Origin of the sequence: Dietzia cercidiphylli (assembly GCF_039531545.1) — a bacterium.
GTDB classification, from domain to species: domain Bacteria; phylum Actinomycetota; class Actinomycetes; order Mycobacteriales; family Mycobacteriaceae; genus Dietzia; species Dietzia natronolimnaea.
Map to the genome: position 1 here is coordinate 16396 of NZ_BAAAQG010000024.1, position 21822 is coordinate 38217.

Consider the following 21822-nt stretch of genomic DNA (forward strand, 5'->3'; position numbering starts at 1 on the left):
GGTGCGTGGTGGTCAGGACGCGTCGGTCGCGGAGGTGTCATCGCAGGTGAGCAGGTCGGCCAGGACGTCGGCCAGGGCCTCGGCGCCCCGCTCGGCGTCGGCGTCCTCCACGTGCTCCTCCGGGGAATGCGACACCCCGGAGGGGTTGCGGACGAACAGCATGGCGGTGGGGACGTGCGAGGCCAGCACACCCGCGTCGTGGCCGGCCCCCGTGGCCAGGACGGGGACGCCGGGCAGGTCGTCGAGCAGTCGGTCGCGGAACACCGGGTCGAAGGACACCGAACCGCTGAGCGACTCCTGCACGATCGTGCTCTCGCACCCCTCGTGCGCGGCGGCCATCGAGGCCGCCTCCGTGATCTCGTGGACGATCCGCGCGGTCACGGCGTCGTCGGGGTGCCGCACGTCCAGCCAGAGGTCGACCCTGGAGGCGATGACGTTGGTGCCGCCGGGGGTGGGCACGATCCGCCCTACGGTGGCCCTGGCACCCCGGTAGACGCGGGAGATCCGGCGGACGTCGAGGACGGTGCGGGAGGCCGGGATCATCGGGTCGCGGCGGTCCGCCAACAGCGTGGTGCCGGCGTGGTTGCCCTGGCCGGTGAAGGTCACCCGCCAGCGCCCGTGGCCGATGATCGACGAGGCCACCGCCACCGGGTTGCCCAGGTCGATCAGACCTCGGCCCTGTTCCACGTGGAGTTCCACGAATCGGCCGATCCGCCGCAGCGCCTCCTCGTCACGCCCCAGGCGCGCCGGATCCAGCCCGTTGGCCACGCACAGCTCGGCGTAGGTGGTGCCGTCGTCGTCGGTCAGTCCCGCGGCCGTGGCCGGGTCCATCGCCCCGGTGAGCAGCAGCGAACCCAGGCACGCCCGGCCGAACCTCGACCCCTCCTCCTCGGGGAAGACGGTGAGGGCCAGCGCCCGCCGCGGCCGCAGACCCCGGGCCCGCAGGAGGTCGACCGCCACCAACGCCGAGGCCACGCCGAGAGGGCCGTCGAAGGCCCCTCCCCCGGGCACGGAGTCCAGGTGACTGCCGGTGACGACCGCGCCCTCCAGCGGATGGCCGGCCGGATTCCACCAGGCCCAGATGATCCCGTTGCGATCGGTCTCGGTGTCCAGGCCGCGGGCGGCCGCCTCGGCCAGGAACCACTCGCGCAGCTCCACCTCGGCCGCGGAGTAGACGGGGCGGCTGTATCCGCCCCTCGTCGGGTCGGTCCCGACGCCCGCGATCGCGGACATCAGCGAGGTGACGGTGGTGGTGACCGATGTGGTCATGACGGGCTCCTCGGGGTGCGGGAGGGTGGGGACGGTACGGGGGCGCCACGGCCGCGGTGGGGCGTGGGGAACGGGGGCGCGGTGAACGGGTGCCTGGTGACGAGAAGCGACGTGAACGGGGCGCCGGAAGAGGTGGTGTCGTGAGTGGTGGTGTCGTGAGTGGTGGTGCCGCGGCTCCGCGGAACCGGGCGGGTCAGCCGTCGACGCCGTCCGGGTAGGCGGTCACCGAGAGGAACCGGATGGGTAGCTCGAGCATCGCCACCGGGCCGTGGACGCCCTCGCCGTCGAGGAGCAACGAGTCGCCCGGGCGGAGTCGGTACTCGGACTCGGCATGGTGGTAGATCATGTCGCCGGAGAGCATGTAGAGCAGCTCGGTGCCCGGGTGCTGGAAGCGGGGATGCGCCTCCGACTCGGCGGTCAGGGTCACCAGCACCGGCTCGATGCGCTTGTTGGACCCCCGCAGCGCACCGAGCAGCTCGTAGTCGTGGCCCGCCGAGGTGCCGCGGCCGACGATCGTCGCGCCCTGCCCGTCAGGGGTGAACACCGCGTCACGTCTGGTGTCCGCGCCGCGGAGCAACGAGGTCACCGGGACGTCGAGTCCGGTGGCGAGTTTGGCGAGCATGTTCAGCGAGCACGAGGTCTGCGCGTTCTCGATCTTGGACAGCATGGCCTTGGAGATGCCGATCCGCTGGGACATCTCCGCCACCCCCAGGCCCTCCGCCAGGCGCAGCCTGCGGACGTGGAAACCGATGATGCGCTCGAGATCGTTGCCGGTGGGCACGTCCTCCGGGAGCTCGCGCGGCGTCGCCTGGTGGACGACCCTCCGCACGTCATCCCGGCCGACTCCCATGCCCTCGACGGTAGTCATCGTCTCGTCCCGGTGGAAGTGGGCACCCGTCGCCGGCGCGGGCCCGGTCGCGGTCCGGTCGTCCGACACGACGGTCACCTACAGTTCCCGTCCCGCGCGGCCGGGGATCCAGTCGGTCCCGGCCAACGGCACCCGCGCCATCGCGGCGGCCTCCATCGTCAACGCCACCAGGTCGTCGGGCTCCAGGTGGGTCAGGTGGGACTTTCCGCAGGCCCGGGCGATGGTCTGCGCCTCCATCGTGAGCACGTGCAGGTAGTTGGCGAGTCGTCGACCGGCCGCCTCCGGGTCCAACCGTCGCGCCAACTCCGGATCCTGGGTGGAGATCCCGGCCGGGTCGCGGCCGTCCTGGAAGTCGTCGTAGAACCCCGCCGCCGAACCGAGTGCGCGGTACTCCTGCTCGTACCGGGGGTCGTTGTCCCCCAGCGCGATCAGCGCCGCCGTCCCGATCGCCACCGCATCCGCGCCCAGGGCCATGGCCTTGGCCACGTCCGCCCCCGAGCGGATCCCGCCGGAGACGATCAGCTGCACCTTCCGGTGCATGTCCATCTCCTGGAGGGCCTGCACGGCCTGAGGGATCGCGGCGAGGGTGGGGATGCCCACGTGCTCGATGAACACGTCCTGGGTGGCCGCGGTGCCGCCCTGCATGCCGTCCACCACGACCACGTCCGCGCCTGCTTTTACCGCGAGCTTGACGTCGTAGTAGGTGCGGGTGGCCCCGACCTTGACGTAGACGGGCTTCTCCCAGCCGGTGATCTCGCGAAGTTCGAGGATCTTGATGGCGAGGTCGTCGGGGCCCGTCCAGTCCGGGTGCCGGCAGGCCGAACGCTGGTCGATCCCCTTGGGCAGGGTCCGCATCTGCGCCACCCGGTCGGAGATCTTCTGCCCCAGGAGCATGCCGCCGCCACCGGGCTTGGCGCCCTGTCCCAGGACCACCTCGATGGCGTCGGCCTTGCGCAGGTCGACGGGGTTCATCCCGTAGCGCGAGGGCAGGTACTGGTAGACGAGCCTCGAGCTCTGGCCGCGCTCCTCCGCGGTCATCCCGCCGTCGCCGGTGGTCGTGGAGGTGCCCGCCGCGCTGGCCCCGCGACCGAGGGCCTCCTTGGCCTGCGCCGACAGGGCCCCGAAGCTCATCCCGGCGATGGTCACGGGGATGTCCAGGTGGAGGGGTTTCGAGGCGTATCGGGTGCCCAGGGTGATGTCGGTGTCGCAGCGTTCGCGGTAGCCCTCCAGCGGGTACCGGGACATCGAGGCGCCCAGGAACAGCAGGTCGTCGAAGTGCGGCACCTTGCGCTTGGCGCCCCAGCCGCGGATGTCGTAGATCCCCGTCGCGGCGGCGCGCTGGATCTCGTGGATCACCGCACGGGGGAAGGTGGCGGACTCGCGCAACGTCGGGTCGTCGGTTCCGGGTCGGATCTGCGGCGGGGACGCCTGGTCGGATCGGGTATGTCCGTCGAAGGGCATGTCGGGCTCCTGTCGGGGAGGGCGGCGGGGCGGTCAGTAGGCGGAGGCGTTGTCCACGTCAAAGCTGTAGAGGGTGCGAGCGGAGCCGTAGCGCCGGAACTCCCCGGCCGAGACCCCGGTGACGCCGGCCCGGTCGAGCAGCTCCCCGAGCTCGGTGTGGTGCTCGGGCCGCATTTCCTTTTCGACGCAGTCGGCGCCGAGGGACTCGACCCGGCCCCGCACGTAGATGTGGACCTCGTAGAGGGAATCGCCGAGGGCGTCACCGGCGTCGCCCAGGACGACCAGGCGCCCGGCCTGGCCCATGAAGCAACTCATGTGGCCGATCGAGCCGCCGACGACGATGTCCACCCCCTTCATGGAAATGCCACACCGGGCGCCGGCGTCCCCCTCGATCACCAGCAGCCCGCCGTGGGCCGTCGCCCCGGCCGACTGGGAGGCCGACCCGGTGACCCGCACCGTCCCCGACATCATGTTCTCGGCCACCCCGACCCCCACGTTCCCGTTGACCGTGACGAGGGCGCCGTCGTTCATTCCCGCGGTGTAGTACCCGGTGGGGCCGTCGATCACGACCTCGTCCGGCTTCTCCAGGCCGACCGCGAGCGCGTGCGCCCCCCTGGGACCGGTGAGCAGGTATCTGCCGGTGCCGTCGGAGTCCTGGAGGATCCGGTTGGTCTCGCGCAACCCGGTCTCCCGGACGTCGATCACGTGCGGGGCGGTGGTCGGCGCGTCGCCGAGGGGTCCGAGCTCCTGCGGTGCGAAGGCCTGTTCCGGCGTGACGGTCATCGTTCTTCCTTCCTGGTGGGGTGCTGCGGTGCTGCGGTGGTGCCGGGGGTTCAGCGGCGCCAGTGGTACACGCGGCCCGGCTCGGGCTCGTAGAGGTGCGCCTGGTCGATGCCCGGCAGGTGCGCCATCGCCCGGTACTCCGAGGCCATGGCCACGTAGCGGTCGGTCTCGGCGATCACTGCGGGCTTGCAGGCGATCGGGTCTCGCACCACCGCGAACTCCTCGGCCGTGGACACCAGGAGGGTGTAGAAGCCGTCGAGGACGCCGGCCATCTCTGCCAGTGCCTGGTCGATCTCCGCACCGCGGGCGATCTGCTCCGCCACGAAGCGAGCGGCCACCTCGGTGTCGTTGAGGGTGTCGCAGTGGATGTCGCGACGGGCCAACTCGCGGCGGACCGAGGCGTGGTTGGAGAAGGAGCCGTTGTGGACGATGCACTGGTCCGGGCCCACGGAAAAGGGATGGGATCCGGCCGGGGTGACGGCGGACTCGGTGGCCATGCGGGTGTGCCCCACGCCCTGCCATCCGGATGCCCCCGGTAGGCCGAAACCCGCGGCGAGCTCCAGTGGCAGGCCGACGCCCTTGAGGACGGCGAGCTCGCTGCCCAGGCCCACCAGGACCGCCTCCGGAACGGCCGTGCGGACGGCGGAGGCCAGGGTCTCGGGGTCGGTCCCGGCGGACAGGAGCACGGTGGCGCCCAGCTCCCGGCCCGACACCTCGCAGCCCAGGTGGGTGCCGACACGCGAGGCCAGCGCCGGCGCGTCGACGCCGTCGGCCAGCACGGTGACGGTGGCCGAGCCGGCCGGGGTCCAGTCGGGGTTGCCGTAGACGGCGACGCCGGCCGAGTCCGAACCGCGGTCGGTCATCTCGCCGAGCATGGTGGTGAGCAGGTCTCCGAGCCGTGGTTCGAGCTCCGGGTCGCGCAGGTGGAGTCCGACGATGCCGCACATGGGGTTCTCCTGGTGTTGTCGGGTTGAGGGGGTGGAACCGGGCGGCCGGAAGGCCGCGGTCACGCGTCAGAGCGCGGTCAGGTACTCGTCGATCTCCCACTGGGTGACGGTGTTGTGCCAGGAGATGAACTCCTCGCGTTTGAGGTCGGCGTAGTACGCGGCCACCCCGTCCCCACCAATGTCCAGCGCGGCGCGGACGACGTCGTCCCGGCCCATCTCCTCCACGGCGTGCAGCAGGGTCGGCGGCAGGGTGTGGGTGGCCTCGCCGACCGTGGCCGGTACGCCGGGATCGAGTTCCCGCCGCACGCCGTCGAGGCCGGCGGCCAGTTGCACCGCCACGGCCAGGTAGGGGTTGGCCGAGCCGTCGCCGCCGCGGAGCTCGACGCGATTGCCGTCGGGGACGCGCAGGTAGTGGGTGCGGTCGTTGCCGCCGTAGGTGGCGTCGGTGGGCGACCACGTGGCCCCCGACGCGGTCGTGCGCGCCCCAATACGTTTGTAGGAGTTGATGGTGGGGCACAGCACCGCGTGCATGCCGGCGGCGTGGGTGAGGACGCCCGCGATGAACGAGTACGCGGTGGGCGAGAGCCCCAGTCCGTACCGGTCGTCGCCGACCGCGGGGAACACCGGGTGTCCGTCGCGCCAGAGGGACATGTGCAGGTGCATCCCCGATCCGGTGCGGTCGGAGAACGGCTTGGGCATGAAGGTGGCGATCATGTCCCGCTGTTCGGCCAGCATGGAGATGATGTAGCGCAGCGTCATGACCCTGTCGGCGGTGACCATCGCCTCGTCGTAGGCGAAGTTCTGCTCGAACTGCCCGTTGCCGTCCTCGTGGTCGTTGGCGTAGTTGGCCCAGCCGAGCACGTTCATCGCGTCCGAGACCCCGGCGAGGTGCTCGAACATCCGCGTCACGCCCCGGGCGTCGTAGCACGGGTGGGACTCGTCGTCCTTGGGATCGGCGGTGCACAGCGACCCGTCGGCGTTCTTGCGGACCAGGAAATACTCGACCTCCGCCCCGACCTTGAGCTCGAGACCGTCGGTCGCGGCGTCCGCGAGCATCCGTCCCAGGATGACGCGCGGCGCGAAGCGCCACGGCTCCCCGCTCACCCAGGGGTCGCAGTGCACCAGGGCCAGTCCGGGTTTGATGAAGTCGAGGGTGGTGAAGGAGCGGGGGTCGGGGACGACGAGGAGGTCGGGGTCCCTGGGCTGTTGGCCGATCGCGTCGGCGGCGTACCCGGCGAAGCCCAGCTCCCCGGCCTCCAGTTGGTCGACCGCGGAGGCCGGGACGAGCTTGGCGCACGGCTTGCCCCGGAGGTTGGTGAACACGGCCAGGACGAATCGCGTCCCGGTGTCCGCGACCATCCGGGCGAGGGTGCCGGGCGCGCTCTCGGCCTCCCGGGCGGCGTCGAGCGTCGGGAACGACGACCGCCTGCTCTCGCCGTTCGCACGGTCGGCGACCCCGACGGAGGGGTCTGCGGTGACTGTCATGACGTCTCCTGATCCGAGGGTTTCTGCGTGGTGGTCATAATGTACTGCTGTTAAACCTGCGGCTGGTTACCGCGATGTAACGGGATTCGGCAGGCGAAAAGCCGCGTCTAACTGCGTACTTCGCTGCGTTCTCGACTCAGGGCGCGGTTCGCCCCCGCGGCGGTAACCGAATGGAAACGATCGCGGTACCTGCCAGTAAGCAACACCGGATCACACTGTGAAACGCACGGTCCCCACGTCGCCCCGCCCGGGAGTGGCCTCACAGAGAAGAGAGAAACATGGACGTAGCCATAGCGGCGGCCGACACCGCCTGGGTGCTCGCGGCCATGGTCGCGGTGGCCTTCATGGTCCCCGGCCTGGCCCTGTTCTACGGCGGCATGGTCAGCATCCGCAGCACGCTCAACATGATGATGATGACGATCGGCGCGGTCGCCGTGATGGCCGTGCTGTGGGTCCTCTTCGGCTACTCGCTGACCTTCGGCGACTCGGTCGGGGGCGCCGGTGTGCTGGGCGATCCGCTCGAGTACCTGGGCCTGAGGGGCATCATGGCCGAGCCCGAGACGCCAGGCCTGCCGCCCGCCCTGTTCGCCGGGTTCCTCCTGCTCTTCGCGGGGATCACCGTCGCCCTCGTGGCCGGCGGGGTGGCGGACCGTATGCGCTTCTCCACCTGGCTGGTCTTCGCCATCGTGTGGCCGGTACTGGTGTTCTTCCCCGTGGCCCACTGGGTGTTCGCCTTCGACTCCGACGACGGGTCGGTCACGGGTGGGTGGATCGCCAACAACCTGGGGGCCATCGACCTCGCGGGCGGCACCGCCATCCACATCAACGCCGGTGTCGCGACGCTCGCGCTGGTGCTCGTGCTCGGTCGACGAGCCGGCTTCCCCACGATCAGCAGACCGCACAGCGTTCCCCTGACGTTCCTCGGCGCCGGCATGCTGTTCGCCGGCTGGATCGGCTTCAACGCCGGCTCCGCCGTCGCCGCGGGCAACACGGCTGCGGTGGCCGCGCTCAACACCGTGGTCGCCGGACTGTGTGGCGCGCTGGCCTGGATGATCACCGAGCAGGTCCGCGCCAAGCACCCCACGACTCTGGGAGTGGCCTCCGGGCTCGTGGCCGGTCTGGTGGGCATCACCCCGGCCGCCGCCGCGGTCAGCCCGCTCGGTGCCATCGCGATCGGCCTGATCTGCGGCGTGGTCTGCCACTACGCGGTGGGCCTGAAGTACCGCCTCGGCTACGACGACTCGCTCGACGTGGCCGGGCTACACATGGTCGCGGGCATCATCGGCACGCTGCTCATCGGTGTGATCGCCGATCCCGCCTCCCCCGTCGGCGAGGCCGGACTGCTGTTCGGCGGCGGGTTCGGGCAGCTCGGGGCCCAGGCCCTGGCCACGGCGGCGGTGCTGGCCTACTCCTTCACCGTCACGCTGCTCATCGCCTTCGTCCTGGACAAGACGATGGGCCTGCGGGTCACCGAGGAGGACGAGCGGGAGGGCCTGGACAAGGCCTACCACCGCGAGATGGCCTACTTCCAGGACGCCCTCGAGGGCGATGGGCTCGGCACCGACGCCGTGGTCGTCACAGGGAAAGAGGAGCCGGAGGCGGCCACCGCGGCCCCGCCCACCTCCTCGACCTAGTCAACCTGATCGACCGTTCCACCCGAACAGTGACGAGGAGGCGGTCCCGCGTGGGACCGCCTCCTCGTCGTCGTACCGGGTTATCCGGCCGGTTCTAGCGGCCCACCCCGACCGGCTGCTCCTTGAGCGCGCCCAGGATGTCGTCGACACGGTCCTTGGCGTCGCCGAACAGCATCTGCGTGTTGTCGCGGAAGAACAACGGGTTCTGCACGCCGGCGTATCCGGCGGCCATGGACCGCTTGAACACGACCACATCGGCGGCCTCCCACACGTGGAGCACGGGCATGCCGGCGATCGGGCTGCCCGGGTCCTCGGCGGCGTCCGGGTTGACGGTGTCGTTGGCGCCGATCACCAGGACCACGTCGGTGTCGGCGAAGTCGTCGTTGATCTCGTCGAGCTCGAACACGATGTCGTACGGCACCTTGGCCTCGGCGAGCAGCACGTTCATGTGCCCGGGCAGACGACCGGCGACGGGGTGCACGGCGAAGCGGACGTCGACGCCCCGCTCGCGCAGGGTGCGGGTGAGATCTGCGACGGGGTACTGCGCCTGCGCCACGGCCATGCCGTAGCCCGGGGCGATGATCACCTTCGAGGCGCCCGCCAGCAGCTCGGCGGCGCCGGCGACGTCGATCTCGCTGTGCTCCCCGTGGTCCTTGCCCTCGCCCGAGGCGGCCTCGATGCCGAAGCCCCCCAGGATGACGGAGAAGAACGACCGGTTCATGGCCTTGCACATGATGTAGGACAGGTAGGCGCCCGACGAGCCGACCAGTGCGCCGGTGACGATGAGCAGGTCGTTGCCGAGCAGGAAGCCCGTCGCGGCGGCGGCCCACCCGGAGTACGAGTTGAGCATCGAGACCACGACCGGCATGTCGCCGCCGCCGATGCTTGCCACGAGGTGCCAGCCCAGGGCCAGCGCCAGCACCGTGACCAGCGCGAGCATCCACAGTGCCGGGCTGATGACGAACGCCGCGGTGAGCGCGATGAACGCCACCAGGATCCCGGCGTTGATGAGGTTCTTGCCCGGCAGCACCAGCGGCGCGGACTTCATCTTCCCCGAGAGCTTGAGGTAGGCCACGATCGAGCCGGTGAAGGTGATGGCGCCGATGAACACGCCGATGAACACCTCCGCGTGGTGGATGTCCAGCAGCGAGCCGGTGAGCTCACCGTGCAGTTCGGGCTCGAGGTAACCGTTCCAGCCCACCAGCACCGCGGCCAGGCCCACGAAGGAGTGGAGCAGGGCGATCAGCTCGGGCATCTCGGTCATCTGCACCCGGCGGGCGCGCAGCAGCCCGAGGGTCGCGCCGATCAGCACCGCCACCACCATGAGGACGATCCCGATGGTGGCGGGCTGGTGGTCGATCACCAGCGCGACGGTGGCCAGGAGCGCCAGCGCCATGCCGGCGATGCCGAAGCTCAGGCCCCGACGGGCGGTCTCGTGCTTGGACAGGCCGGCCAGGGACATGATGAACAGCAGCGCGGCGACGAGGTAGGCCGCGTTGGCGGCGGTCACGAGTGACATCTACTCAGGCTCCCTTCGAGAACATGCCGAGCATGCGGCGCGTCACGGCGAAGCCGCCGAAGACGTTGATGGACGCGACGAGGATCGCGATGGTGGCCAGGACCAGGCCGGCGGTGTTGTCGATCCCGATCTGCAGGAGCGCGCCCACGACGATCACACCGGAGATCGCGTTGGTCACCGACATGAGCGGTGTGTGCAGCGCGTGGTGGACGTTGCCGATCACGTAGTAGCCGATCACGATCGCCAGGACGAACACGGTGATGTGGCGCGGGATGTCACCCGGCGCGACGGCCGTGAGCAGGAGTAGCACCGCCATGCCCACGGCGATCAGTCCGAGCCTGGCGCCGGGAGACATCTTCTTCTTCTCCGCGCGCGGCTCGAGCGGAGCGGCAGCCGCCGCCGCGGGGGCGGCGCTGACCTGAACCGGCGGGGGCGGCCACATGACCTCGCCGCCCTTGGCCACGGTCACCCCGCGTTGGACGACGTCGTCCAGATCCAGCGCCCACCGACCGTCCTTCTCCGGGGTGACGAGCTTGGTGAGGTTGACCAGGTTGGTGCCGTACAACTGCGATGCCTGTGCGGGCAGGCGCCCGGCGAGATCGGTGTACCCGATGATCGTCACGCCGTTCTCGGTCACCACGACCTCGTCGGCGACGCTGCCCTCGACGTTGCCGCCCTGGGCGGCGGCCATGTCCACGATGACCGAGCCGCGCTTCATCGACGCCACATCCGCGGCGGTGAGCAGGCGCGGGGCCGCCCGGCCCGGGATCAGCGCGGTGGTGATGACAATGTCCACGTCGGCCGCCTGGGCCGAGTACAGGGCCGCGGCGGCGCGGTCGTAGGCCTCGCTGGTGGCCTTGGCGTAGCCGTCCGTGGAGACGACCTTCTCCTCGTCCGGGACCTCGACGGGCAGGTATTCGCCGCCGATCGACCCCACCTGGTCGGCCACCTCGGGCCGCGGATCGGTGGCGCGGACGATCGCCCCGAGGCTGCTGGCCGCACCGATCGCCGCCAGACCGGCGACCCCAGCCCCGGCCACCAGCACCTTGGCCGGCGGGACCTTGCCCGCCGCGGTGACCTGTCCGGTGAAGAACCGGCCGAAGTGGTGGGCGGCCTCGATCACGGCGCGGTAGCCGGCGATGTTGGCCATGGAGCTGAGCACGTCCATCGACTGGGCCCGGGAGATCCGCGGGACCGCGTCCATCGCCAGTGCGGTGACCCCGCGCTCGGCCAGGACGGACAGCAACCGCTCGTTCTGGGCGGGCGCCAGGAGTCCCACGAGGGTCGCACCGGACCGCATCCGGGCCACCTCGGACTCCGTGGGCACCGCGACCTTCAACACGACGTCGCTCGACCAGGCCTCGTCACCCTCCACCAGGTCGGCACCCGACTCGGCGTAGGCCGCGTCCGAGAATTCGGCGCGCGTTCCCGCCCCGTTCTCCACCACGACCCGGTACCCCAGGCCGATCAGCTTGGCGACGGTCGCCGGGGTGGCGGCCACCCGCCTCTCCGCGGGATCGGACTCGGCGACCACGCCGATCACCGAGGGGGCGTCCGCGGTGTCCCGGATGTCGGTCTCCGGGGTCATATCGGGGATCTCTTCGAGGCTCGAGGCCATGTGGGGGTTCCTTCGACAGCGTTGTGGAGAGCCGACGCGCGTGCACCGACCCAGACAATGTCCGTTCATTACATCGTGTTCGGGACCCGGGGTGGGATCGTCCGCTGATCGCGTCGGGCACCGATGGGGATCCGAGCTGTGGGATGCGGGCTCACGGGTGGCGCGGGCGAGAGGGTGATCTCTGCTCCGTCCACCATGAGGACGTTGCTCTCCGGTCCGTCGGCATGGTGGCGCCGACCTCCGGGAGAACTTCCGCGTGAGCCTACGTCACGCCGATTATTGAACCCGATTCAGGTGACGTGTGCAACGCCCGCGCCCCACTCCCCGGCCCGAAATGCGAAGAGCCGGCCTCTCGGCCGGCTCACGGGTGCACCCTCGGCTGCACTCGGCTGGTGGGCGAAGGGGGACTTGAACCCCCACGTCCCGAAGGACACTGGCACCTGAAGCCAGCGCGTCTGCCATTCCGCCACTCGCCCGAGTAACGCCCGAATACGTTAACACGCGCCACACCGGCCGTACCAATCCGCTGGTGGAGCCTCACCCCGCGACCTCCGGGGATGCGGGACACGTGCTTCGGGCCGCCCCCGCCTCTATGATCGACCGGATGCCGCCGACACGCGCGGCGGCCGGACGTCCGGACACGTACCAGGGAAGAGGAGGCGCTCGTGGGAATCGTCGGCAAGTTCGAACGCACACTCCAGGGCGCGGTCGGGGACGCCTTCGCCCGTCTCTTCGGCGGCAAGGTGGTGGCGGCCGAGGTGGAGGCGCAGCTGCGGAAGCAGTCCGAGGCCTCTCTCAAGGTGGTCGACGGTCACCTGCTGGTCTCCAACAGCTACACCATCACCCTCGCCCGGTCGGACTACGCGTCCTTCACGGAGGACGAGGCCCTGGCCGTCAAGACCTTCTCGCGCCACCTCTCGGACCACATCGCCGAGCAGGGGTGGGAGACCTACGGCCCCGTCACCGTCACCTTCGTCGAACGCGACGACCTCCACACCGGGCAGATGCGGATCAACGGGGTCGTGGACCCCGACGCCGTCCCGTTCCACATCTCGGCCGCCGCGCCGGCACCGGCACCGGGCCATCCGGCTCCGTCGTCGCCGTCCCCCGCGTCGCCGAGCGCCAGTCAGGAGAAGAACCCCATGCAGGCACCCGCCTCCAACTACCCCGTCGCCACGCGGTCCGGGTCCGCCGGCCAGAACACCGGCTGGGGTGGTCCGTCCGACGCCCCCACGCAGATCACCCAGGGTCGCGCCTCGCTCACGGTGACGCTGCACCTCGAGGACGGTTCCGGGCGCACCTTCCGCCTCCAGCGCGGGTCCAACCTGCTCGGACGCGGCCAGGACGCGGCCTTCCGCCTCCCGGACACCGGGGTGTCCCGGCAGCACGCGGACATCCGGTTCGACGGCCGCGAGGCGGTCCTCACCGACCTCGGCTCCACCAACGGGACCACGGTCAACGAGGGCCCGGTGCAGGACTGGCAGCTGGCGGACGGCGACGTCATCCGCGTCGGACACTCGGAGATAACCGTCCGGTTCGACTAGCCTCGACAGGCATGGACCCCCGGGAACCTCCAGGGGCGATCACACGTTGCCCGAGGTGACCTGACCGGAGAGGGGAGGACCGAACTCGTGCAGGGACTCGTCCTACAACTCTCGCGTGGCCTCCTCCTGGTGCTGTTGTGGCTGTTCATCTACCTCGTCCTGCGGGCGCTGAAGACCGACGTCTTCGGCAACGTCGGGATGCGGTCGGGCGGCCAGGGTGAGCGCCGGGGCGGCTTCCTCGGCCGCGGCACCAAGGCGATCCGCCACCTCGTCGTCACCCAGGGCGCCCTCGCCGGGACGCGCATCACGCTGTCCGAACAGCCGGTCCTGCTCGGCCGGGCCGACTCGTGCACCCTGGTGATCGACGACGACTACGCATCCAACCAACACGCCAGGCTGTCGCCCCACGGGCCGGACTGGTTCCTGGAGGACCTCGGTTCGACCAACGGCACCTATCTGGACAGGACGCGGGTGACGACCCCGGTCAAGGTGGCCGCCGGCACGCCGATCCGGATCGGCAAGACCGTGATCGAGCTGCGCGCGTGACCCCCGCGCTCAGTTACGCCGCCCGCTCCCACACGGGGATGGTGCGGGACAACAACGAGGACTCCGCGTACGCCGCGCCCCGGGTCCTCGTGCTGGCCGACGGCATGGGTGGCCACGCCGCGGGCGAGTTGGCCAGCCAGATCATGGTCGCGACCCTGGCCAAGCTCGACGAGGACCAACCGGGGTCGGACCTCGCCGGCGCGCTCAGCCGGGCAATGCACGAGGGCAACCAGGCGATCGCCGCGCACGTCGAGGCGCATCCCGAGGCCGAGGGCATGGGCTGCACCCTCACCGCCCTGCTCTTCGACGGCCGGCGCATGGGACTGCTCCACGTCGGCGACTCGCGCGCCTACCTGCTCCGCGACGACGTCCTCACGCAGATCACCAAGGACGACACCTTCGTCCAGTCGCTCGTCGACCGCGGCGAGCTCACCGCCGAGGAAGCGCACGTGCACCCGCGGCGCTCGCTCATCCTCAAGGCGCTCACCGGAGATCCCGTCGAGCCCACCACCGCCGTCCGGGAGGCACGGGTCGGCGACCGCTACCTGCTGTGCTCGGACGGCCTGTCCGACCCGGTGAGCGCCGAGACCATCGCCGAGACCCTCGGGACCGGGTCCGCCGACGCCGCCGCCGAGCGGCTCGTCCAGCTCGCGCTGCGGTCCGGTGGCCCCGACAACGTCACGGTCGTGGTGGCGGACGTCGTGGACTCCCCCCGCGGCGGCACGGTCGTGCCCGTGGTCGTGGGCGCGGCCTCCACCGACGAGCCGGGGGAGATCGCGGTGCACGCCGACACCGCCGCCGGCCGGGCCGCGGCGTTCTCCCGCTCCCGGGTCGCCTCGCAGAACGGTGCCGGTGAGGCGTCCGGTGAGGGCCCGGGGTCCGGGACCGGGGACGGGTCCGACGACGACGAGGTGGACCGCCCCGCCCCGCGCGGCACCCGCTGGCGTTTCGCGCTGAGCGTCGTCGGGGTGCTCGTACTGATCGCGGGGATCGTCGGCGTCTCCGCGCTGCTCGTGCGGAGCAACTACTTCGTCACCGAAGAGGACAGCCAGGTGGTGGTCAAGCAGGGCATCTCCGGCGAGGTGTTCGGCATCTCCCTCGCCTCGGTCAGTCAGGTGGCGTGTCTGTCCGCGGACGGTGCGCTCACCCTCCACGACCCGGATGCGATCCCGTCCGGGTGCGACGTCTTCACCCTCGGCGACCTGCGCGAGCCCGCCCGCGAGTCGGTGCGCGCCGGGATGCCGTCCGGCAGCCTCGCCGATGCCAACGCCCAGGTCGCCCGCCTCGCGCAGGACAATCTGCTGCCGGCGTGCGAGCCCCGGGAGCGGGGCCAGGACCGGCGGTCGGAGCCGGCGGAGGCGACCCCCTCGCCGTCGTCCCCCACCACGTCCCCCCGTCCCGCCCCGGAACCGTCCCCGGAACCGTCCCCGCAGCCCACACCCCCGCCCGCCCCGGCCCCCGTGCCGGGAGTCGACTGCCGGGCGGTGAGCTGACCCGTGGCCGCCCCCGCACCCGGAACGCAGGCGGCTCCGGCCCCGCCCCGCCGCGGCAAGGAGCTCGTCCTGCTGGTCGCCGCGTCGGTGATCGTCGGCTTCGCGCTGCTCCTGGTCCAGTTGGCCCAGGAGCAGGAGCTCAGCCTCACACTGCTCTGGCTCACCCTCGCCTACCTCGGCCTGTGCGGGGGCGCCCATCTGCTGATCCGATGGTTGGCGCCCTTCTCTGACCCCGTGCTCCTGCCGGCCGTCGCCCTGCTCAACGGCCTGGGCCTGGTGCTGATCTACCGCCTCGACCTGGCGTACGCGGCGCGCGCCGTCGCCAACGGCACCGACCCGCCAGGGATGGACGTCACCCGGCAGCTGCTGTGGACCCTGATCGGGTTGGCTTTCATGGCGGCCGTGTTGTACTTCCTCCGGGACCACCGGGTGCTGTCCCGGTACGGCTACACCATGGGTTTCGCCGGACTGGTGCTGCTGGCGATCCCGGCGGTGCTGCCCGCCCGGTTCTCCGAGATCAACGGCGCCAAGAACTGGATCATCCTGCCCGGCTTCACCATCCAGCCCGGCGAGTTCGCCAAGATCCTGCTCATCATCTTCTTCGCCTCGATCCTGGTCGAGAAGCGGGAGCTGTTCACCAGCGCCGGCCGGCGGATCCTCGGCGTGGACCTGCCCCGCGGGCGTGACCTCGGTCCGATCATCGTGGCGTGGTTCCTGTCCCTGGGCGTGCTGGTGTTCAACACGGACCTCGGCATGGCGCTCCTGCTCTTCGCCACCGTGCTCACCATGCTCTACGTGGCCACGGAGCGCGTCAGCTGGTTGCTCATCGGCGTGGTGCTGGTGGGTATCGGTGGCGTGCTGGCCTACGCCCTCTTCGGGCACGTGCGGGTGCGGTTCCAGATCTGGCAGGACCCCTTCGCCTACTTCGACACCGGCGGTTATCAGAGCTCGCAGGCACTGTTCGGTCTCGCCTCCGGCGGCATGGGCGGCACCGGACTCGGCAACGGGCGGCCGGACCAGGTGCCGTTCGCGGGCACCGACTTCATCACCTCCACGATCGGCGAGGAACTGGGCCTGATCGGCCTCGCCGCCGTGCTGATGATCTACACGATCATCGTCCTGCGCGGGATCCGCGTGGGTCTGACCATCAGGGACAGCTTCGGCAAACTCGTCGCCGTCGGCCTGGCCTTCACCGTGGCCATCCAGGTGTTCGTGGTGGTCGGCGGGGTCTCCACCCTCATCCCGCTCACCGGGCTCACCCTGCCCTTCATGGCCTACGGCGGGTCGAGCCTGCTCGCCAACTACGCCCTGCTGGCCATCCTGCTCCGGTTGTCGGACGACGCCCGGCGGCCGCTGCCGACCCCGCGTCAGACACCCGCGCTCGCCGAGGCCGCCACGGGCATGATGCGGACCCCGCTGCTGGCCCGCGTCCGGAAGTCCGGGTGAGCGCCGCGTGAACGCCGCCATCCGCAGGATCGCGATCGCCGCCATCGTCATGGTGGTCGCGCTGCTCCTGCAGCTCACCTGGGTGCAGGTCTTCCGCGCCGACGACCTGCGCGCCGACCCCCGCAACACCCGGATGCTGCTCGACGAGTACTCCCGCCAGCGCGGGCAGATCACCGCCGGCGGCCGGGTGCTGGCCATGTCGGTCCCCTCCGAGGGCAGGTACGAGTTCGAGCGCACCTATCCCACCGGTCCGACCGCGTTCGGCCCGACGGTCGGGTACTACTCCCTGCAGTTCGCCACCTCGGGGATCGAACAGTCCCAGGACGCGTTCCTCAACGGGTCCGACCCGCGGCTGCTCTCCCAGCGCATCTCGGGGCTCATCTCCGGGCGCACCCCCCAGGGCGGTTCGGTGGAGCTGACGCTCGACCCCGTCGCCCAGGAGGTCGCCTACGCGGCGCTGCAGCGGGGCGCGGGCCAGGGACCCTTCGTGGGTTCCGTGGCGGCGGTCCGACCCTCCACCGGCGAGGTCCTGGCGCTGGCCTCCAGCCCGTCCTTCGATCCCAACGCCCTGTCCAGCCAGGAGCAGACCGTCCGCACGCAGGAGATGGCGCGGGTCGAGCAGAGCCCCGACCGGCCGCTGCTCAACCACGCCACCCAGCAGTCCCTGCCTCCCGGGTCCACCATGAAGGTCATCACCACCGCCGCCGCCCTCGAGTCCGGGATGGGACCGGAGACCCCGGTCTCCGGCGCGGACCGCACCCTGCTGCCCGGGACCTCCACGTTCCTGCAGAACTACGCCGGCCAGGCCTGCGGGGGCGGCACCGTGACCCTCCGCACCGCGTTCGAGCTCTCCTGCAACGTGCCCTTCGTGGAGCTCAGCCAGGAGATCGGTGCCGACGCGTTCACCGAGATGGCCGAGCGCTTCGGTGTGGACGGCGGTGAGCCGGACGAGCTCGGGATCCCCGCGGCGCCGTCCGGGCTCGGCCAGATGGAGGACGCCGCCCAGCTCGCCATGAGCTCGATCGGTCAGAGCGATGTCCGCATGACCACGCTGCAGAACGCCATGGTGGCCGCGACCGTGTCCAACGGCGGGGTGCGTATGCAGCCGAAGCTGATCCGTTCGCTCACGGCGCCGGACCTCTCCGTGGTGCAGGGGTTCACCCCCGAGGACGCCGGACGCGCCCTCACCGACGAGCAGGCCGGCACCCTCACCGAGCTCATGGAGGGCGCGGAGCGCAACGCCGGGGGCGGCCTGCCCGGGGTGACCATCGCCTCCAAGACCGGCACCGCGGAGCACGGCGTGGACGCCGCGGAGTCCGTCCCCTACACCTGGTACATCGCGTTCGTACCCGGGCAGGACGTGGCCGTGGCCGTGGCGATCGAATCCGGGCCGGGCGTCACCCGCGACACTGTGGGCTCCACCTACGCCGCCCCCATCGGGCGCGAGGTCCTCGGTGCCCTCCTCGGGGGAGCCGGATGAGCCTCAACTCCGGAGCGCTCCTGTCCGGCCGGTACCGCCTGTTGCGCCTGATCGCCACGGGCGGGATGGGTCAGGTCTGGGAGGCCGCCGACGCGGTGCTGGACCGGCACGTGGCGGTGAAGGTGCTCAAGGCCGAGTTCTCCTCCGACCAGGAGTTCGTCGAGCGGTTCCGGTCCGAGGCCAAGGTGACGGCACGGATCTCGCACCCGGGGATCGCGACGGTCTACGACTACGGGCAGATCGACGACCCGGCCTCGGGTAGCCCACTGTCCTACCTGGTCATGGAGCTCGTGGTGGGCGAGCCGCTGTCCGACGTCCTGTCCCGCGAGGGGTCGCTCCCGCTGCGCCACACCCTCGACATGCTGGAGCAGACCGGTCGCGCGCTCAACGCCGCACACGCGATCGGGTTGGTGCACCGGGACGTCAAGCCGGGCAACATCCTCATCACGCCCTCCGGGCAGGTCAAGCTCACCGATTTCGGCATCGCCAAGTCGATGGGGTCCGCGGCGGTCACCCAGGCCGGGATGGTCGTGGGCACCGCCCAGTACATCGCCCCCGAGCAGGCCATGGGGCACGAGACCACCCCGGCCGGTGACGTGTACTCGCTCGGCGTGGTGGGGTACGAGTGCGTCTCCGGGCGCAGGCCGTTCGTGGCCGATTCACCGGTGAGCGTGGCGATGATGCACGTCCGGGAGACGCCGCCACCGCTGCCCGACTCGGTGCCGCCGCCGGTCCGCAGGCTCCTCGCCGACGCCATGGTCAAGGACCCGGCTCGCCGGTACCCGGACGGCGAGGCCTTCGCCGAGGCGGTGGCCGACGTGCGCGCCGGGCGCGACCCCCGACCGCCGGGGGCGTTCGTCGCCGCGGCCGCCGCCGGAGGGGTCCTCGGCGGAGCCGCGGGCGCCGCCACCGCCGCCACCACCGTCCTGCCCGACGAGACCCCCCGGCCGGGGAGCGGCCCGGGTCCGGACCCCACCAGGGCGTACACGAGACTCCAGCAGGGGCCGAACGCTCAGACCGGGGCCCGGCCGCAGTACCGGACGGAGCGGGCGCCCGCGCAGCCACCCGCGCACTCGCCCGCGCACTCGCCCGCGCGCCGTCACCCCGCGCCGCCGGTCACCTCGCGGCCGCGCCGGCGACGCGGCGGGGCGGGGTGCGCCGGCTGGTTCCTCATCGCGGTGATCCTGCTCGCGGCGCTCGCGGTCGCGGTCGCGATCGCGCTGTCCAACGCGGGGGTCTTCGGGCCCGGCGGGCTGTTCGGTGGGACCACCCCGTCGACGCCCCCCACGACGTCGGCGCCGCAGACCCAGACCACCCAGGCGCCGGCCCCCGCCCCGGCCCCCGAGCCCACACCGCCGCCCCAGCCGGTGCCGTCGCCGACCGTCATCCCGCCCGCGCCGGACCTGCAGGACATGCTCGATTCGCTGACCTCCGAGTTCAACTCCTTCGTCCCACCGGGCCAGGCCGGCGAGGGCGACGGTGGCGGCAACACCGGTGGCAACGCGAACCCGAACGCGGGTGCGGCCGCGAACAACGGCAGGGGAGGTGACGGCGGATGACGACACCTCACCTGCTGGCGGGCCGGTACGAGATCGGCGAGGTCCTCGGGTTCGGCGGCATGTCCGAGGTCCACCGGGGGCGGGACACCGTCCTCGGCCGTGACGTGGCGGTCAAGATCATGCGGCCCGAGTTGGCCCGCGACGAGACCTTCTACCAGCGCTTCCGCCGCGAGGCGCAGAACTCGGCGTCGCTCAACCACCCCTCCATCGTGGCGATCTACGACACGGGCGAGGAGCGCACCGATGACGGCGCGTTGCCCTACATCGTCATGGAAGTGGTCGAGGGCGACACGATCCGGGACATCGTCAAGATGGATGGTCCGTTGGAGGTGGAACGCGCACTCGGGGTGATGGCGGACGTCTGCGGCGCCCTCGACTTCTCCCACAAGAAGGGGATCATCCACCGGGACGTCAAGCCGGCGAACATCATGATCTCGCGCGACGGGGCCGTCAAGGTCATGGACTTCGGGATCGCGCGCGCGGTCAGCGACGCCAGCTCGACCCTCACCAACACCTCGTCCGTGCTCGGCACCGCCCAGTACCTCAGCCCCGAGCAGGCCCGGGGCGAGACGGTGGACGCCCGATCGGACCTGTACTCGGCCGGCTGCGTCCTGTACGAGATGGTCGCCGGAGCCCCGCCGTTCACCGGCGAATCCCCCGTCGCCGTGGCGTACCAGCACGTCCGCGAGTCACCGCAGCCGCCCTCCGCGATCAACCCGGAGGTCGGCCGGTACGTCGACGCCGTGGTCATGCAGGCGATGGCCAAGAACCCCGAGAACCGGTACGACACCGCCGGGGACATGCGCACCGACCTGCTCGCCGTCCTGAGCGGCGGCCGGCCGGCCGCCCCGCTCGTGCTCTCCGACGACGAGCTCGACGACGGACAACGACCCGACGCCCCCCACGGATTCGCCGGGGCGGGCTACGGCTCGGGCCGCGCCGACCGGATCCCGCCGTCCGAGGCCCCGACCGAGGCGCACGCGCTGCCCGGGCTGGCCGCCGGGACCGCCGCCACCTCGCGGGCACCGGACCCCGCCGACCGCGGCGGGGATGGCAGGCGCCCCCGCGCGGTGACGATCGCCCTCGCGGTCCTGCTGGTCCTGGGTGTCGTGGCGGCGGTCTCCATCTGGGCGGCGTCCGACCGGAACGGCGGCGTGGTCCAGATCCAGGAGGTCACCGTCCCGGAGGTCGCACAGCGGCCCGTGCAGGAGGTGATCGACGAGCTCACCGCCCTGGGCCTCGAGCCGGTCCAGAACCTGCAGCCGGACCTGCGGGTCCCCGAGGGTCTGGTGGTCGCCTCCGATCCGATCGCCGGCAAGCGCCTGCCCGTCGGGTCGGAGATCACCCTCGTGGTGTCCACGGGTAAGCCCATCCTCTCCGTGCCCAACGTCATGGGGATGTCCCCGGTGGACGCCCGGCTAGCCCTGGAGGAGGCCGGGTTCCAGGTGGTCCCGGAGAACGAGGCCCGCCCGTCCACCGCGGAGGACCAGGACAAGGTCGTGGACACCGATCCCGCCCCGGGCGCCCAGGTGCCGTCCGACCGCCCCGTCAGGTTGACGGTGGGGTCCGGTCCCGAGCAGTTGCAGGTGCCGGGGGTGGTGGGCCAGTCAATCGACTCGGCCCGGGCGACCCTCGAGGGCCTCGGATTCCGCGTGGACACCCGCAGGGTCGACGGCACCGCGCCGGAGGGTGAGGTGGTGGACCAGTCCACCCCGGCCGGGCAGACCCAGCTCAAGGGCGCCACGATCACGCTGCAGGTCTCCGCGGGAAACCGCTTCCTCATGCCCAATCTCGTGGGCGACACCGTGCCCGAGGCCTTGGGCGAGCTCGAGCGGGCCGGCTGGCGGGGAGGACGCGGTCAGCTGGTCGAGCTGCCGCAAAACGACCCCGACCTCACCCGCGTGGGCCAGATCTTCTCGCAGCAGCCGCCGGTCGGCGAGGCCGGGGTCAACGACCAGGTCGTGGTCCGCGTGATCCGCTTCGGGCTCGTGCCCGGCCCCGGCTGAGCCCCGCCGAGCGACCCCGCCCCGCCCCCCATCGAGAAGAGAGTTCCGCACGCATCGGCCGAGTGGATCTGTGCGGAACACTCTTCTCGACGCGGGCGCCGGGCCGCCGGGCCGCCGGGCGTCGGGGAGCGGGCGCTGGGCCACCGGGCGTGGGCGCGGGCGTG

16 protein-coding genes and 1 tRNA gene are annotated in these 21822 nt (G+C 71.4%); 8 read left to right on the forward strand and 9 right to left on the reverse strand.

Annotated features, from left to right (window positions below; genetic code table 11):
• Window positions 1-12: 12 nt before the first annotated feature.
• The 6 genes from ABD250_RS16845 to glnT form a co-directional block, all read right to left on the reverse strand.
• Window positions 13-1269, reverse strand: coding sequence for an allantoate amidohydrolase (locus tag ABD250_RS16845; protein ID WP_182658337.1), 1257 nt, complete (start codon window positions 1267-1269; stop codon window positions 13-15).
• A gap of 193 nt (window positions 1270-1462) precedes the next feature.
• Entirely contained in the window at window positions 1463-2119 is a 657-nt protein-coding gene (locus ABD250_RS16850) for a helix-turn-helix domain-containing protein (protein WP_182658344.1), read from the reverse strand.
• A gap of 96 nt (window positions 2120-2215) precedes the next feature.
• On the reverse strand, window positions 2216-3598 hold the full coding sequence (locus ABD250_RS16855) for an FMN-binding glutamate synthase family protein (protein ID WP_241730583.1): 1383 nt from the start codon (window positions 3596-3598) through the stop codon (window positions 2216-2218).
• A 33-nt stretch (window positions 3599-3631) separates the two neighbouring features.
• Window positions 3632-4381 (reverse strand): GltB/FmdC/FwdC-like GXGXG domain-containing protein, encoded by a 750-nt coding sequence (locus tag ABD250_RS16860; protein WP_182658338.1) that lies wholly within the window; start codon window positions 4379-4381, stop codon window positions 3632-3634.
• A gap of 50 nt (window positions 4382-4431) precedes the next feature.
• On the reverse strand, window positions 4432-5328 hold the full coding sequence (locus ABD250_RS16865; RefSeq protein WP_182658339.1) for a class II glutamine amidotransferase domain-containing protein: 897 nt from the start codon (window positions 5326-5328) through the stop codon (window positions 4432-4434).
• Between the two features lie 66 nt (window positions 5329-5394).
• A complete protein-coding gene (gene glnT / locus ABD250_RS16870; RefSeq protein WP_241730584.1) occupies window positions 5395-6687 on the reverse strand; it encodes a type III glutamate--ammonia ligase in 1293 nt (430 codons plus the stop codon).
• 404 nt (window positions 6688-7091) lie between these two features.
• Between glnT and ABD250_RS16875 the strand changes: the two genes are divergently transcribed.
• Window positions 7092-8447 carry an ammonium transporter gene (locus ABD250_RS16875; RefSeq protein WP_182658341.1) on the forward strand — a complete coding sequence of 452 codons (1356 nt, stop codon included), beginning with the start codon at window positions 7092-7094 and terminating at the stop codon, window positions 8445-8447.
• A 94-nt stretch (window positions 8448-8541) separates the two neighbouring features.
• Here the strand turns inward: ABD250_RS16875 and pntB are convergent, their stop codons facing one another.
• The 3 genes from pntB to ABD250_RS16890 form a co-directional block, all read right to left on the reverse strand.
• Window positions 8542-9966, reverse strand: a complete 1425-nt coding sequence (pntB, locus tag ABD250_RS16880; RefSeq protein WP_179524038.1) for a Re/Si-specific NAD(P)(+) transhydrogenase subunit beta — start codon at window positions 9964-9966, stop codon at window positions 8542-8544.
• 4 nt (window positions 9967-9970) lie between these two features.
• Window positions 9971-11554: a Re/Si-specific NAD(P)(+) transhydrogenase subunit alpha gene (locus ABD250_RS16885; RefSeq protein WP_182615856.1), complete on the reverse strand. Its 1584-nt coding sequence runs from the start codon at window positions 11552-11554 to the stop codon at window positions 9971-9973.
• A gap of 420 nt (window positions 11555-11974) precedes the next feature.
• Window positions 11975-12060 (reverse strand) — tRNA-Leu (locus ABD250_RS16890).
• A 189-nt stretch (window positions 12061-12249) separates the two neighbouring features.
• Here ABD250_RS16890 and ABD250_RS16895 point away from each other — a divergent pair.
• From ABD250_RS16895 to pknB, 7 genes are all read left to right on the forward strand, one after another.
• A complete protein-coding gene (locus ABD250_RS16895; RefSeq protein WP_179524037.1) occupies window positions 12250-13128 on the forward strand; it encodes an FHA domain-containing protein in 879 nt (292 codons plus the stop codon).
• Between the two features lie 87 nt (window positions 13129-13215).
• Complete coding sequence (locus ABD250_RS16900) at window positions 13216-13674, forward strand: FHA domain-containing protein FhaB/FipA (RefSeq protein WP_107747200.1); 459 nt, start codon at window positions 13216-13218, stop codon at window positions 13672-13674.
• Window positions 13671-15167 carry a PP2C family protein-serine/threonine phosphatase gene (locus ABD250_RS16905; RefSeq protein WP_344393435.1) on the forward strand — a complete coding sequence of 499 codons (1497 nt, stop codon included), beginning with the start codon at window positions 13671-13673 and terminating at the stop codon, window positions 15165-15167. Before ABD250_RS16900 ends, ABD250_RS16905 begins: the two co-directional genes overlap by 4 nt.
• Before the next feature lie 3 nt (window positions 15168-15170).
• The gene (locus ABD250_RS16910; protein WP_182644383.1) at window positions 15171-16613 is read left to right on the forward strand and encodes an FtsW/RodA/SpoVE family cell cycle protein; all 1443 of its coding nucleotides are present in this window, start codon (window positions 15171-15173) and stop codon (window positions 16611-16613) included.
• A 7-nt stretch (window positions 16614-16620) separates the two neighbouring features.
• Complete coding sequence (locus ABD250_RS16915) at window positions 16621-18093, forward strand: penicillin-binding transpeptidase domain-containing protein (protein WP_182658563.1); 1473 nt, start codon at window positions 16621-16623, stop codon at window positions 18091-18093.
• The gene (locus ABD250_RS16920) at window positions 18090-19652 is read left to right on the forward strand and encodes a serine/threonine-protein kinase (protein ID WP_344393438.1); all 1563 of its coding nucleotides are present in this window, start codon (window positions 18090-18092) and stop codon (window positions 19650-19652) included. Before ABD250_RS16915 ends, ABD250_RS16920 begins: the two co-directional genes overlap by 4 nt.
• A complete protein-coding gene (pknB, locus tag ABD250_RS16925; RefSeq protein ID WP_344393440.1) occupies window positions 19649-21658 on the forward strand; it encodes a Stk1 family PASTA domain-containing Ser/Thr kinase in 2010 nt (669 codons plus the stop codon). Before ABD250_RS16920 ends, pknB begins: the two co-directional genes overlap by 4 nt.
• The last annotated feature ends 164 nt before the right edge of the window (window positions 21659-21822 follow it).

What these genes read in the sequence shown, in the direction of transcription:
- ABD250_RS16850 (WP_182658344.1), bottom strand. Translation starts at nt 2,119, where the DNA reads ATGGGAGTCGGCCGGGATGACGTGCGGAGGGTCGTCCACCAGGCGACG.
- ABD250_RS16875 (WP_182658341.1), top strand. Translation starts at nt 7,092, where the DNA reads ATGGACGTAGCCATAGCGGCGGCCGACACCGCCTGGGTGCTCGCGGCC.
- ABD250_RS16845 (WP_182658337.1), bottom strand. Translation starts at nt 1,269, where the DNA reads ATGACCACATCGGTCACCACCACCGTCACCTCGCTGATGTCCGCGATC.
- ABD250_RS16865 (WP_182658339.1), bottom strand. Translation starts at nt 5,328, where the DNA reads ATGTGCGGCATCGTCGGACTCCACCTGCGCGACCCGGAGCTCGAACCA.
- glnT (WP_241730584.1), bottom strand. Translation starts at nt 6,687, where the DNA reads ATGGTCGCGGACACCGGGACGCGATTCGTCCTGGCCGTGTTCACCAAC.
- ABD250_RS16885 (WP_182615856.1), bottom strand. Translation starts at nt 11,554, where the DNA reads ATGACCCCGGAGACCGACATCCGGGACACCGCGGACGCCCCCTCGGTG.
- ABD250_RS16860 (WP_182658338.1), bottom strand. Translation starts at nt 4,381, where the DNA reads ATGACCGTCACGCCGGAACAGGCCTTCGCACCGCAGGAGCTCGGACCC.
- ABD250_RS16920 (WP_344393438.1), top strand. Translation starts at nt 18,090, where the DNA reads ATGAGCCTCAACTCCGGAGCGCTCCTGTCCGGCCGGTACCGCCTGTTG.
- pntB (WP_179524038.1), bottom strand. Translation starts at nt 9,966, where the DNA reads ATGTCACTCGTGACCGCCGCCAACGCGGCCTACCTCGTCGCCGCGCTG.
- ABD250_RS16855 (WP_241730583.1), bottom strand. Translation starts at nt 3,598, where the DNA reads ATGCCCTTCGACGGACATACCCGATCCGACCAGGCGTCCCCGCCGCAG.
- pknB (WP_344393440.1), top strand. Translation starts at nt 19,649, where the DNA reads ATGACGACACCTCACCTGCTGGCGGGCCGGTACGAGATCGGCGAGGTC.